The organism is Bacillus sp. FSL E2-8868, assembly GCF_038005505.1.
In the GTDB taxonomy this organism is placed as follows: Bacteria; Bacillota; Bacilli; order Bacillales; family Bacillaceae_G; genus Bacillus_A; species Bacillus_A mycoides.
Genome location: NZ_JBBOTI010000002.1, coordinates 26,483 through 39,440, shown reverse-complemented (window position 1 = coordinate 39,440; position 12,958 = coordinate 26,483). Strand labels below are relative to the sequence as shown.

At 30.8% G+C, this 12,958-nt stretch carries 12 protein-coding genes and 1 pseudogene; 12 read left to right on the top strand and 1 reads right to left on the bottom strand.

Annotation, left to right across the window (positions count from 1 at the left end; all coding sequences use genetic code 11):
* Positions 1-173: 173 nt before the first annotated feature.
* The 7 genes from NSS74_RS11195 to NSS74_RS11165 all read left to right on the top strand — a co-directional run bounded on the left by NSS74_RS11195 (position 174) and on the right by NSS74_RS11165 (position 8,608).
* Entirely contained in the window at positions 174-737 is a 564-nt protein-coding gene (locus NSS74_RS11195; RefSeq protein WP_149190534.1) for a class I SAM-dependent methyltransferase, read from the top strand.
* 441 nt (positions 738-1,178) lie between these two features.
* Complete coding sequence (locus NSS74_RS11190; protein ID WP_149190535.1) at positions 1,179-1,658, top strand: SRPBCC family protein; 480 nt, start codon at positions 1,179-1,181, stop codon at positions 1,656-1,658.
* Between the two features lie 79 nt (positions 1,659-1,737).
* Positions 1,738-4,908, top strand: a complete 3,171-nt coding sequence (locus tag NSS74_RS11185) for an ATP-binding cassette domain-containing protein (RefSeq protein WP_340813613.1) — start codon at positions 1,738-1,740, stop codon at positions 4,906-4,908.
* Positions 4,909-5,354: 446 nt separating this feature from the next.
* Entirely contained in the window at positions 5,355-5,696 is a 342-nt protein-coding gene (locus NSS74_RS11180) for a PadR family transcriptional regulator (protein WP_002032268.1), read from the top strand.
* The gene (locus NSS74_RS11175; protein ID WP_149190537.1) at positions 5,693-6,205 is read left to right on the top strand and encodes a hypothetical protein; all 513 of its coding nucleotides are present in this window, start codon (positions 5,693-5,695) and stop codon (positions 6,203-6,205) included. Before NSS74_RS11180 ends, NSS74_RS11175 begins: the two co-directional genes overlap by 4 nt.
* A complete protein-coding gene (locus NSS74_RS11170; RefSeq protein ID WP_340813612.1) occupies positions 6,205-7,665 on the top strand; it encodes a serine hydrolase domain-containing protein in 1,461 nt (486 codons plus the stop codon). The genes NSS74_RS11175 and NSS74_RS11170 overlap by 1 nt, the downstream gene beginning before the upstream one ends.
* Before the next feature lie 130 nt (positions 7,666-7,795).
* Complete coding sequence (locus NSS74_RS11165) at positions 7,796-8,608, top strand: MerR family transcriptional regulator (RefSeq protein ID WP_149190539.1); 813 nt, start codon at positions 7,796-7,798, stop codon at positions 8,606-8,608.
* A 140-nt stretch (positions 8,609-8,748) separates the two neighbouring features.
* Here NSS74_RS11165 and NSS74_RS11160 read toward each other — a convergent pair whose 3' ends face one another.
* Positions 8,749-9,465: an SDR family oxidoreductase gene (locus tag NSS74_RS11160; protein WP_149190540.1), complete on the bottom strand. Its 717-nt coding sequence runs from the start codon at positions 9,463-9,465 to the stop codon at positions 8,749-8,751.
* A 183-nt stretch (positions 9,466-9,648) separates the two neighbouring features.
* Between NSS74_RS11160 and NSS74_RS11155 the strand changes: the two genes are divergently transcribed.
* The 5 genes and pseudogenes from NSS74_RS11155 (at position 9,649) to NSS74_RS11135 (ending at position 12,945) form a co-directional block, all read left to right on the top strand.
* A complete protein-coding gene (locus NSS74_RS11155) occupies positions 9,649-9,999 on the top strand; it encodes a winged helix-turn-helix transcriptional regulator (protein ID WP_149190541.1) in 351 nt (116 codons plus the stop codon).
* Between the two features lie 287 nt (positions 10,000-10,286).
* The gene (locus NSS74_RS11150; protein ID WP_340813610.1) at positions 10,287-11,039 is read left to right on the top strand and encodes a class I SAM-dependent methyltransferase; all 753 of its coding nucleotides are present in this window, start codon (positions 10,287-10,289) and stop codon (positions 11,037-11,039) included.
* Between the two features lie 68 nt (positions 11,040-11,107).
* Positions 11,108-11,209 (top strand): annotated as a pseudogene (locus tag NSS74_RS11145) (alpha/beta hydrolase); the annotation flags it as partial.
* A gap of 117 nt (positions 11,210-11,326) precedes the next feature.
* Complete coding sequence (locus tag NSS74_RS11140; RefSeq protein ID WP_149190543.1) at positions 11,327-12,121, top strand: VOC family protein; 795 nt, start codon at positions 11,327-11,329, stop codon at positions 12,119-12,121.
* Between the two features lie 116 nt (positions 12,122-12,237).
* Positions 12,238-12,945, top strand: coding sequence for a phosphotransferase family protein (locus tag NSS74_RS11135; RefSeq protein WP_149190544.1), 708 nt, complete (start codon positions 12,238-12,240; stop codon positions 12,943-12,945).
* The last annotated feature ends 13 nt before the right edge of the window (positions 12,946-12,958 follow it).

The window sequence follows — 12,958 nt, the reverse complement described above, 5'->3', positions numbered from 1 at the left end:
TTTTCGCTTTTTATTTTGCACTATAAACGTTTTTGCTGTATGTGGGAGGATAAGTAAAAACAACAGAAGTTTTGTTACCTATCTTATTGAGCTAACTGGCACTTTAGTTGAAAAAGGAAAATGTATAGTAAACATAGAATATATTAATACATTAAAAGATTTATGAGGTGAAAGTGATGGCAATTAAGCAAGACGAAATTAAAGTAGTAGTCGGAGCTGGAGTATTTAATAATAATCCAGGTTGGGTTCAAACGCAAGAAGATGAACTTAATTTACTAGACAATACCACTTGGGAAGAAAGATTTGAATACAATTCCATTTCAGCTATTTTAGCAGAGCATGTATGGGAACATCTTACTTTTGAAGAAGGTGTAAAAACAGCTGAAATTTGCTATAAATTTTTAAAGCCATCAGGTCATATTCGGTGCGGAGTGCCTGATGCATTTTTCCGAGATGCAACCTACCAAAATATAGTTCAAATAGGCGGCCCTGGCCCGAAAGACCACCCAGCTGCAAGCCATAAAATCGTACATAATTATAAAACATTAACGAAAATGTTTGAAATTGCTGGATTTGAGGTAGTTTTACATGAATATTGTGATGAAAATGGTCAATTTTATTACACAGAATGGGATGCGAATGACGGCGTTATTTTCCGTTCGAAAAGGTATGATTCTAGAAATAGAGGCGATAAACTTGGTTTTCCATCGCTAATTGTTGACGCGATTAAAAGGTAAGTCATTCACCTAAAATAGGTGTTAGTTCTATCAGTTCATGAGTCGCAAATGCGGCTTTTTTTATTTGTTTTGTAAACCTACGTTTAGCAAGGAATTAGACATACATAATAAGTGATTTTGAACATTACATAACTTGATTTGAATACTATATTAGCTCTTATTAACACCATTTATCTTAAAGGAAATTGCTTTTAAATATTTAATGGAAATATTATATAAAATAAATAAATCAACGTTTTCTCATGTTGAATTTTTTTGTGGAAATGTTGAGGTACGCCTATTGTAATAAACATATGGAGAGAATATATAATAAATCAATGTTCAAATTACCATTCACACATTAAATTAATATTTCATTGCCATAGAGATTTCTTTTATACATAAATTCGTGTAAAATAAAACAAGAACATACATTCTATATGCAAGTAGGAGGCAATAAATATGTTGGCTGAAATAGAGAAACAAACTGACGGCTATATTGTGAAATTTGAACGCCAATTTTCTTATACAATAGAGGAAGTTTGGTCTGTTTTAACTGAAAACAGCAAGCTTAAAAAATGGATGTCTAATTTACAGATTGAAAATCTTAAAACAGGTGGAATTATAAAGTTCGACATGATGGATGGTTCATTTTTAAATATTGATATTTTAGAGTGCCAACTAAATTCAGTACTTGAATTCACATGGGATAAAGATCGTGTCCGATTTGAAATACATAAAGAGGAAAATGGTTCTCTTTTACTTCTTAAAGAATACATTCAGGAATTAACTGATCATACACCGAAAGATATAGCTGGTTGGCATATTTGTTTAGATCTTTTTTCTTCCGTTTTAGAAGGAGAAGAGAAGGTGTTTTCAAAAGATGTGTGGGAATATTGGTTTGATAATTATAAGGTTAAGGTTGATGAGTTGAAAGATTAGGGATTAAATTCATGGTATTTATTATATAATTATTATCTTATAAAAATGATTTTTAAAAACAATAAGAATAGAGGTTAATATGAAAGTAAATCAATTAATTGCTAATAACATAAATAAACTTGATACTGTTATTCCATTTAATAAATCACTTGGTATTGCTGGTTTATCTGGATCTGGAAAAACAACTCTTTGTCAAACAATTGGTGAAGAATCAAAGAAGCGTCTAGTTTCCTTATTGCCAAAGGCTGAATATCAATATTTATTTCCTAATATTATGGAAACTAATTTTAGTGCCATTAAGATGGAGGAAATGCCTTTAGTACTTTTTTTAGGGAAATCATCAATTTCTTCCAATCCACGTTCGACGATTGGTACTCATACAGGTGTTTTTAAAGAGATTCGTGAAAAACTAGCGGAAGAATTTAATCTTTCTCCTGAAGTCTTTTCATTTAATAATCAATTAGGTTGGTGTGCTGGCTGTAAAGGGCGTGGTACTACTAAAAATATTGAGTGTAAAAAATGTAAGGGGAAACGTTATAGTGAAGAAGTTGAACAACGTACTATTGAGTTATTTGCTAAATCACATACAATTTCGGATATTAACGATTTAAGTGTTGAATCTATTCTTTCATTAGCAGAAGAATTAAATATTAGTGAAGCAAAACAACATATATTGCAAAATATTATCAATATGAACATTGGTTATTTAACATTAAATCGAATTATGGGTACGTTGTCAGGTGGAGAATTAACACGACTTTACTTAGCTGAATTCATGGCAGTTAGTGAAAATACTGTAATTATTATTGATGAGATTTCAGTTGGACTTGATAATGAAACATTATTACAAATATTAGAAGAAATCAAGCGATTAGGGTGTAAAAATCAAATCTGGCTCATTGATCATTCAGATACAGTACTGGATACAACAGATGAGCAAATGTTCTTCGGACCTGGTAGCGGAAAATATGGTGGACAAATCGTGAAAGAATCACCAAGACCAAAACCAATACTATCGGAACGAAATTACAAAATGCCAACAGAATATTATACATTCCATGAATTATATTGCCGAAATATCCAAATGACTGAGTTTCAGATTCCTAAAAATAGACTTGTAACTGTTACAGGAGAGTCTGGATGCGGGAAATCTACACTTGTCAATGAGTGTTTAGCTACAGATTTCTTGAAACGATATCCCAAAGATAAATTAGTTATGGTAGGGCAAGATCGAAACCAATCGATTACAAGTCGATCAACTGTAGCAACTTTCTTAGATATTAAAAAGAAACTGACAAAGTATAGTGAAGAAATTGATGATATTTTTGAGCGCTCAATTGAGGATATTATTGATGAAATTCCAAACGAAGATATTGCGTATAAACGCTTGAGCCTACTAATCAAATTAGGACTGGGCTATTTAACATTAGAACGAAAAACACAAACATTATCAACGGGTGAGTTTCAATGTGTTCATTTAGTTTCTGAGTTATTTGCAAAAACAAGAAATCCACATACATTGTTTATTTTTGATGAGCCTTCAAAAGGTTTATCGCAAAATATTTTAAATCAATTTATAGATAGTGTTAGAGGGATATTACAAGATGAATCAGTCTCTATCATAATGATTGAGCATAACAGTTACATGCTAGAAAGTTCTGATTATATTGTCGATTTTGGAAAAAGACAGCTTGAATCTATAGAGCATCTTGATGTAGTAAGTCATGATGATTATTATCGTCAAAAAAGCAGTGTGAATAATGCTGAGCAAATACATATTTCTTCAACACTGAATCAACAAAATGGAATTAATTACTTAGAAGAAAATCATATTGATTATTTTAAAAATGCAGAAAACATCTATAAGGGTGGCATATTAAAAAGCTTATCATCAATGGCTCGTTTAATTTACGGTGAATACGAATCTGATACAATTGCACCTGTAGTTGCTATTGATCTCGAAAGACATTTGTATAGTCAATATAGTTTCTTATATGAAATTGGTGGATTGATCAATCATATTGTAGCTGCTCATCCGACTAATAAAGATACGAGAAGCTTCGATTTCTATTCTCAGGATAATCATTGCCCATCATGTTCGGGACGTCTTCAAATTGAAGTTTTTGATAAAGAAATTACAATTCAAGATAAAAATGTTCCATTTTGGGATGGTCTATTCGATCCGGAAATCATGAAAGTATTAAAATTTTATCAATATGAAAAAATAGAATTTCTATTTGAAGAAATTAAAAATGAGCTTGGTCATGATTTGTCAAAGAGCTATAATGATATGTCTGAGGAAGAAAAACATACATTTTGGTACGGCTATTTTGATAAGTCCTTTTATGATAAGAAAGGAAAGACACGTAGAACATGGGTAGGATTTAATACAATTATTGGCGGATATATTGTTATTTCAAAAGCAGCTATTAAAGAAGATATTAAGACTTCTAAAGAAATGATGACATGTCCAATTTGTGAGGCAACTGTATTAAATCACCAAAAATCGCTTAAATTTGGAGATACAGATATTCGTGAAATTATCAATCAGCCGCTTAATGAAATAATAAAAATTGTAGGAGATTTACCTGTACTCATCAAATTGAAATCTATCGTAGGTGACAATATGATTATGACAGAAGATGTCTCTTTACTGCCTAGGAAAACACAAGTTGCACTGAAAATGTTTGAATTAGAACAAGCAAGCTTTTCAAACTATGAAATGGTGTTACAAAATGTTTTACCATTCTGGAGCCAAATTAAAGATAATATCGAATCAATCAGCAATAATAATAAGGTGACTATTTGTGATTTCCAAAATATCAATGAAACAAGAGAAACTATCATAGATAAGTATTTCACAAATGGAAAATATAAAAAATTAACATATGTGTATGAAGCATTTGGTTATAAAAAATTAGTTACCCAAATTAATAAAATTAAAAAAAGCAACCCATGTCCATTCTGTAACGGAAAAAAAGTTATAGCCGAGGATAATCTACATGATGGCGTGTTTAAATTAACAATTCCATGTATAACTTGTAATGCAAGTGGTATTAATGATGAAGGGCTTAAAGAAATTGTTGATGGCATAGATGTACAAACATGGTTAACTGGAAAAGTTAGTGATGTTGTGGATGAAAGCTTACGAACTGAGGATGTTGCAGACATTCTAATATTTAATCGAATTCGTGAGTTGAATAAGCGAGAAATGATGGCAGTTTATGAATGTCTTGAGAAAAATAATTAAATTAAGAAGAATAAAAAATAGTGGTCAGTTAGGGATTAAAAACTCATTTGCAATAATCTGCAAATGAGTTTTTATGTTGAAGAAGAGTTTCTTTAAACGTGTTAAGGTAGATAGATAATAGAGCAAGAAAAATCTATTTGTAATACCAATATAAATTATTCTTAAATTTTAAACTGAAAAGTATTACAGGTTGGCATTTATGTTTAAGTTTTGTTAGTCTTTCTAAGATGTAAATACATTTATCTGTGAGAGTTAGTTTTAAATCGTTAATTATGATCATTTATTATATAATTATTGATGTATAAAAATGTTTTTTGGGGATAATAATTTAGGTTATTTGGATAATAACAAAAGGAATATTTTAGTGAATGTATAATTATTAGAATTTTTAAATTTAACAGAAATATATACTTGAATGAAGTATATATTTCTGTTAAATTTATCCTATGGACAAAACAAGTTTAATTAAAGGTCATTTAGAAATGTGTGTGTTATCTATTTTGTCGAAAAAGAAAAGTTATGGTTATGAAATTATGAAAGAACTTGAAGTACACAATTTAAAATTGAAAGGAGTAGGAAGTATTTACCCTATTTTAACTAAGTTAAAAAATCAAGAGTGGGTAAATACTTATCAAGAAGTAACAGACAGTGGTAAAGTTAGAATCTATTATGAAATTAATGAAAACGGGAAAATACGTCTTGAGAAGAAAATTAATGAGTGGTTAGAATTACAATCTGATATTCAAACATTATTAAAAAGTGGTTTGAAAGGAGACCTTCTGAAATGAGGAATGAATTAAACGGTAAAGAAAATCAATTTTTAACTGACGTACTTAAGGAATTAAAGCAATACGATATAAGTTTAGAAGAAAGGGGAAATATTAAACAACAAATTTTAGAGCATATTCAAGAATGTCGTGAAAATGGGGAGGATAGTATAAATGATCTAGGTACGCCTCAATTATTTGTTCAAGATTTTTTAGAAATAAATGAAATTGACCTACAAGTTAAAATGAGACAACTTCAAAATGAAAAGGGAAATTCGAGCACATTTATCTTAGGTGGCATATTCATCGCAGTTATTACTTACCTCATCTCACAAACTACACTTTCACTATTTTTAACTGAATCATTTAACGGAACTAATAGCAAAAATACATTTAATTATAATCTTTTATATCGTATAGCAGAGAATCAATGGTGGAACTATGTATTAATAATATTTAGTTTTACGCTCTCTATATTAGTATTTATTAGCCTAGTAAGTTATAAAAAAAGAAAGCTATCTAAAGTATAATGAAGAAAACTATCTATAAACTATTTCAAATTTGTATTCTTTGTAATGTATTAATATTATGTATCGTACATCCAAAAGTTTATGCTCAGCAAAATATTAAAGTTACATTAGATAAGTATATTGAAAAATTTATAAAGGAACAGAACATTCCTGGAGCTTCCGTTGCAATTGTACATCATAAAGGTGTATTCTTTACAAAAACATGGGGGATTACTGGGGAGTCTGAAAAAAAGGTAACTAGTAAAACCCCATTTGCGATTGGCTCAATAAGTAAATCTTTAACAGCTTTAGCTATAGTCAAGTTAATAGAAGATAAAAAAATAAAATTAGAGGATTCAGTTCAACAACATCTTCCTTGGTTTAAAGTAAAAGATAATCAATCGGCCTCAAATATAACAATCCAACATCTACTAACACATTCAAGTGGAATGAGTACCTATGAAGGTTTAGCATTATCAGATAAGCAATCAAAGACTACTACGGCTATAAAAGAAAATGTAATGAAACTGTCGAATGTAACATTAACTGCTCCCCCAGGACAAAAATATCAATATAGTAATGTAAATTATCTCGTTCTTGGTGCACTTATTGAGGAAGTTTCAAAAGAGACATACTCTACTTATATGGAGAAGCAAATTTTTCAGCCATTAAGAATGAATGGTGCAGCAGCAAATAGTGAAGAGTCTTATAAAAAGGGTTATTTAACAGGTTATCAATCATGGTTTGGAATACCAAGAAAAAGTACGGTGTCGTATGATAATGGTGGGACACCATATGGATATATTACAGCAAATCTAGAAGATATGATTCAATTCATTAAGTTTTTGAATCACCAAGAGCATACACAATTTTTAAATAAAGATAGTATGGATCTTTATTTATCTCCATTATATAAAATAGATTCAGCGAAATATTATGGTTTTGGACTGAGGACAACAAATATAAATGGAAACGAAAAGATGGTTTGGCATTCAGGCTCAACTCCTGATTCACATGCAGAAATATTTATTTTAAATGAAACTGGCTGGGGTGTTGTGATTTTAACGAATAAAAATCATGTTTTAGAAGAAGCATCACTACCAGAATTTAAAAAAGGGATTATTAATATTTTGAATGGTGAAGAACCGGTTGATATACCAAAAAATATACCAATAGTTCAAATTGTTATGTCAATATTAATATTCGCACTTTTTATTACAGCAATTGTGTTAATAATAAAGTATAAACGTAAGAAAATTTGTAAAAAAATGACCTGGATTTTTCTAGGGAGTTTATTTCTAATATTATCTATTACTTTAATTCCACTTCTTATTTATAGTACAAATTCACCGTGGCAGACGATTAAAATATTTTCTGCAGATGTAGCGTTGCTCATTAGTATTATAGTTACTTTATTGAATGTAAATGGATTAATATCAATATATATTGCGTTGAAAAGTGAATTGGTAAATAAGTCGTAAGAGCTTTTAATTATATAAATATAATACATTAAATAATCGTTTAAACTGTTATAAATAGTTGACTCTCACACAATGTCATTGTTTAAGCTTAAGTTGAGCTTCGAATAATTGTAATAAATAGGAGGAACTAATGTTCAAAATAGGAGATTTTTCAAAACTTTCTTCCATTAGCATACGTATGTTGAGACATTACGATAAAGTGGAATTATTACAACCAGTAAAAGTCGATGAGCAAAGTGGTTATCGATTTTATTCAGCAGCCCAATTAAAGAAAGTAAATCAAATTCAAGTGTTAAAAGATATGGGATTTAATATTGCCACTATTAAAGAATTAGTAGAGAGTGAAAATATTGAAGTAATAAAGTCACAATTTGAAAATCGTAGTGCTCAAGTAAAGGAAGAAATGGACAATCTCAAAAAACAATTACGTCTCCTCGAAGACTCAATGAAAACGATGAGAGAGGATGTTATTGAAATGAACTATCATGTTGCATTAAAAGAAATTCCAGAAAGAAATGTAGCAAGTGTTAGAAAGGTTATTCTATCGTATAATTGCGAAGGGGATTTATGGAGTATATTGATGCAAAAAATTAATGTTAAAAATATTAGTATAGCTAATCCGAGTTATAGTATTGCTACATTCCATGATCAAGAATATAAGGAAAATGATGTGGATGTAGAAATACAGATAAATATTTTAGGGGAGCATGAAAATACAAAAGATGTTAATTTCAAAAAGATAGATCCATCCTATGTAGCTTCAATAACAGTTAACGGAAGTTATGAACAAATGACAGCTGTAAATGAGGCGGCAGCAAAATGGATTGAAACGGAAGGTTATGAATTAGCCGGACCGATGTTTAATATTTATCACGTTAGTCCAGCGATGGAATCAGATCCTAATAAGTGGGTTACAGAGGTTTGTTATCCGATAAACAAATAAACAATAAAGTAAAAAAGGTATCGTATATGCCTTTTTTACTTTATTTCCATCTGAAAATATTTAGCACAAAGGACTCGTTGATTAACAATAATAGCCTCCTTAATACTAGTTAATCTAAGGAGGCATTGAATTGTTATAAATTAATGATATGTGTATCCTCCATCAGGAAATAATACATTACCTGTAGTAAAACCATTTTGCATTAAATACAGGACAGTATGTGCAATTTCATCATTATACCCAGGTCGCTGTACAAGAGAAAGAGATTTATAATCTTCATAAGCAGCTAGTCTTTTCTCATTTTGTTCATTCTCTCTTCGTATCGTTCCAGGAGAAACAACATTAACTCTAATAGGAGCTAATTCAACAGCTAAAGCTTTCCCTAAGCTTTCAATAGCACCATTACAAGCGCCATAAGCAGGTGCACCTTTAAGTGGTCTTTGACTAAATGCACCGGACATTAACACGATAGATCCATATTTTGAAAGAAAAGGAATCGCATATTTTACGGCGTAATATTGTGGCCAAAACTTTCCGATAAAGCTGCTTTCAGCAATTTCCTCTGTAGCGGTTATTGGTCCAAGTGTGTAAGAGGCTCCCGGTGTGAATAAATGATCAAAATTCTCAACTGTCTTGAAAAAATCTTGTAATTGCTCTTTATTTTGATTATCCAATACATAAGTTTGAAGATGGTTGTTATTTATTAGTTCTCGAGAAATTTTTAATTTTTCTTCCGAGCGTCCTGCAATAATAACATGTGCGCCTTGTTCGATTGCTTGTTTTGCTGTTACTAATCCAATACCAGAGCTTCCACCAATGATAACGATACGAGTATCTTTTAATGTAGTAATAGACATATTTTAGCCCCTCCTTTAATAAAAACTTTAAAATAAAACTGCTATGTTTTTATTATTCGCTAAAAGATTGCAAGTGAAAAGTACGCACTTTATATGTACATAGTCGCAAATTTCGTACTAATCGCTTGTTATATGGATACATAATATAAAAAATTAATCATTATAATTTATGATTTGAGGGGAATGGTGAGGAAAGTGAATTTAGAGGAACCGAAATTAAAAGGGGTAATAGCGACATTACAAATAATCGGTGGGAAATGGAAGCCACTCATTTTATTTATATTATTAACAGATGGAACGAAACGGTTTGGTGAATTAAAGCGATTAATACCAGGCATTTCTCAAGGAACATTAGCGAAGCAGCTTCGTGAATTAGAGCACGATCAACTAATAAAACGCGAAATTTATCAAGAAATACCACCTAAAGTGGAATATAGCTTAACTGAGCATGGAAAAACAGTCAGTATTGTTTTGGATAGTATGTGTGGTTGGGGAAGAGGACATTTAGAATATATCGATAAAAACAAACTATAATATTATTATGTAAACTAAATATGATGTGTCGAAACATATCGTTTTAATAATTTGTATTTTATAATATATAATTAAATAGTACTATAGGTTATTATATATGCAGTCTTCCGGATGAAGTGATATAGATGAAATGCTGTATCGTTCGAAGTAACTAGTTGTTCGGTGCTGAAAAAATGCGTAGCAGATATAAAAGGAGACGTAGGCCCTTTCACGATAATATCAACTATGAGTCTATTTCGAGAATCATCTAAACAGTTAATGCATTTTTACAAAGGGGAAATAATAAAATGAATGAATTAGAGTATAAAAGTTTTTATGATAAAGTGGGACGATTAAATGGGTGGGACTTTAGTAAGCTAAAGTGTGAAACTGTAGGTGACACTTGGGACTTTTATGGCGAAGTGCAAGAAAGATGTAAACCATCACATATTCTACTTGATGTTGGCACAGGTGGAGGAGAGAATATATTAAAAATAGCATCTTCAGCTGCATTACTGATTGGAATAGATAATTCTAATGGAATGATCAAAACAGCACATTCTAATTTGAATAAAGCAGGTGTACAAAACGTTGAGTTTCTCCAAATGGATTCTGAAGTTTTAACGTTTCCGCATGCTCATTTTGATATTGCTTCAAATTGTCATGCGCCGTTTGTAGCATCTGAATTAGCAAAAGTAATGAAAAAAGGTGCTTTTGTCTTAACACAACAAGTTAGCGAACATGATAAATTAAATCTTAAAGAAGCATTTGGTAGAGGGCAATGTTTAGGTGAAAGAGATGGTACGTTAAAAGATAATTATATGGGTGAACTTATTAGTGCAGGATTTGAACTCGTACAAGTACGTGAATATGATGTTACTGATTATTACAGTACTCCTGAGGATCTTATTTTCTTATTAAAACATACGCCTATTATTCCTAGATTTGGAGAAAAAGAAGAGGACTTTAATATTTTACAAAAGTTCATTGACGCTAATAGTTCCGAAAAAGGTATTCGTACGAATTCAAAAAGGTTTATGATTATTGCTGTTAAATCATAGTGTATTTTAACGTAAAAGCTGATTTTCTTTAAAAGAAAATCAGTTTTTTTGTGGGAAAGAATGCAGAGAAAACTGACAGTATAGTAAAAGAAATTCCTGATACTACACATTTGTTACACTGGGATAAACCAGAAGTTGTTATAGAGGAAATAAAAAGTAATTGGAGCTAACATATTCATACTAAAGTTGTAGTTTTTACACGAAAAATCCACCCTTCGGTTTGATTTTATCTATTTATAAGTGTAATACAATAAGAATAGATAATAAGAAACAAGGGGGAATGTAAAGTGATTACACATATATCAGATATAAAACTACAAACGGTTTCTATAGAAGGGGTAAAACAAGTTTATAAAGACATATTATCTTTTCCAATAAAAAAAGAAACCGCATCATACATTCAATTTGAAGTAACACCGTATACAACAATTAGTTTTCAAGAAGTATATGAACCAATTGCACCTGCGCATTTCGCTTTTGAGATCCCATATTCAAAATTTCATGAAACGGCAAAATGGCTTAAAGAGTCTGGATTACTCATTGTGAAATGGAAAGATGGTCATACAATTGGTGAGGAGAATGGTCTATTTAATTTATACTTTAAAGATGGTGATGGAAATCTTCTCGAAATTATCGCACATAGTTATGTTAAAGAAGATGTATTAGTCCCGCATTCACCGTTAAACATTTTATACGTAAGGGAAATTGGTCTTCCGGTTAAAAGTGTACCTGTATTTACGGAATGGTTGAAATCAAATCTAGACATGAAAACGAAGGAAGATGGGGATATTTTTAACTTTGTAATAGGTGGCACTGCATATATCGTTGCAACCTGGTGGCAGCGACCGTGGATTCCAATCGCGATGAAAGCTTTACCACCGAAAGTACATGTTTCATTCGGAACACCGGATCATGCGTTTTTACAACAAATCCAAAATAACTTTAAGAAAAATGGTGTTCCATTTGAAAGTAAACATACTGAAGTATTGTTTATTCAACAAGGGTATTCATTTTCTATTTTGCATACACCGGAGTTTCATTCCGATATTCCTAGAAAATTAAACTTACCACTTTCTATATAATTATAGGGAGGGGTAAGTTTTTTTCATTTTCATGAAGAAGGGTTTCAATATAATTACACTGAATTTATAGAGGACTATAAGGCGTTATTCTAATTTACTGTAAGGAGAGAAATGAATTGAATCTAGGAAATCCGATAGCCAAAGGAAATACGGCTGAAATTTATCTTTGTGATAATAAAGTTGTGAAATTGTTTAAAGAATACCTCCCTAATACAGAATCTCTATACGAAGCACGAAAACAAAAGTATGCATATTCATGTGGTTTATACGTTCCTAAAGTATTTGAAGTTACAGAGATACAAGGTAGACAAGCTATTATTATGGAATATGTAGAAGGGGAAAGTGTTGGTGAGCTTTTGCTTAATAATTTGAGTAAAGCGGAGTATTTCATAAGTATTTGTGTAAGTATACAACAAAAAATTCATGCTATATCTGTGAGCTCGGATGAAATAGAACCGATGGAAGAAAGGCTTTATCGTCAAATTAACTCCGTACATGATCTGGATGAAAAACAAAAGGGAAATATATTAAAAAAGTTAGATTCAATCACATTTGAACCTAGATTATGTCATGGTGATTTACATCCGTTTAATTTAATTATGAGTAATGGTGATGTGAAAATTATAGATTGGGTTGATGCTAGTTCAGGTGATATTCATGCAGATGTGTTTCGGACATACTTATTGTATTCACAGAATTCAGTGGAATTAGCTGAAATGTATTTACATATATATTGCAAAAAAACAGGTTTATTAAGAGATGAAATTTTCCAGTGGGCTCCTATAATTAGTGCAGCTAGACTGGCAGAGACTAAACCTCTGTAAATAAAAGATGTTT

What these genes read in the sequence shown, in the direction of transcription:
- NSS74_RS11190 (WP_149190535.1), top strand. Translation starts at nt 1,179, where the DNA reads ATGTTGGCTGAAATAGAGAAACAAACTGACGGCTATATTGTGAAATTT.
- NSS74_RS11185 (WP_340813613.1), top strand. Translation starts at nt 1,738, where the DNA reads ATGAAAGTAAATCAATTAATTGCTAATAACATAAATAAACTTGATACT.
- NSS74_RS11180 (WP_002032268.1), top strand. Translation starts at nt 5,355, where the DNA reads ATGGACAAAACAAGTTTAATTAAAGGTCATTTAGAAATGTGTGTGTTA.
- NSS74_RS11175 (WP_149190537.1), top strand. Translation starts at nt 5,693, where the DNA reads ATGAGGAATGAATTAAACGGTAAAGAAAATCAATTTTTAACTGACGTA.
- NSS74_RS11170 (WP_340813612.1), top strand. Translation starts at nt 6,205, where the DNA reads ATGAAGAAAACTATCTATAAACTATTTCAAATTTGTATTCTTTGTAAT.
- NSS74_RS11165 (WP_149190539.1), top strand. Translation starts at nt 7,796, where the DNA reads ATGTTCAAAATAGGAGATTTTTCAAAACTTTCTTCCATTAGCATACGT.
- NSS74_RS11160 (WP_149190540.1), bottom strand. Translation starts at nt 9,465, where the DNA reads ATGTCTATTACTACATTAAAAGATACTCGTATCGTTATCATTGGTGGA.
- NSS74_RS11155 (WP_149190541.1), top strand. Translation starts at nt 9,649, where the DNA reads ATGGTGAGGAAAGTGAATTTAGAGGAACCGAAATTAAAAGGGGTAATA.
- NSS74_RS11150 (WP_340813610.1), top strand. Translation starts at nt 10,287, where the DNA reads ATGAATGAATTAGAGTATAAAAGTTTTTATGATAAAGTGGGACGATTA.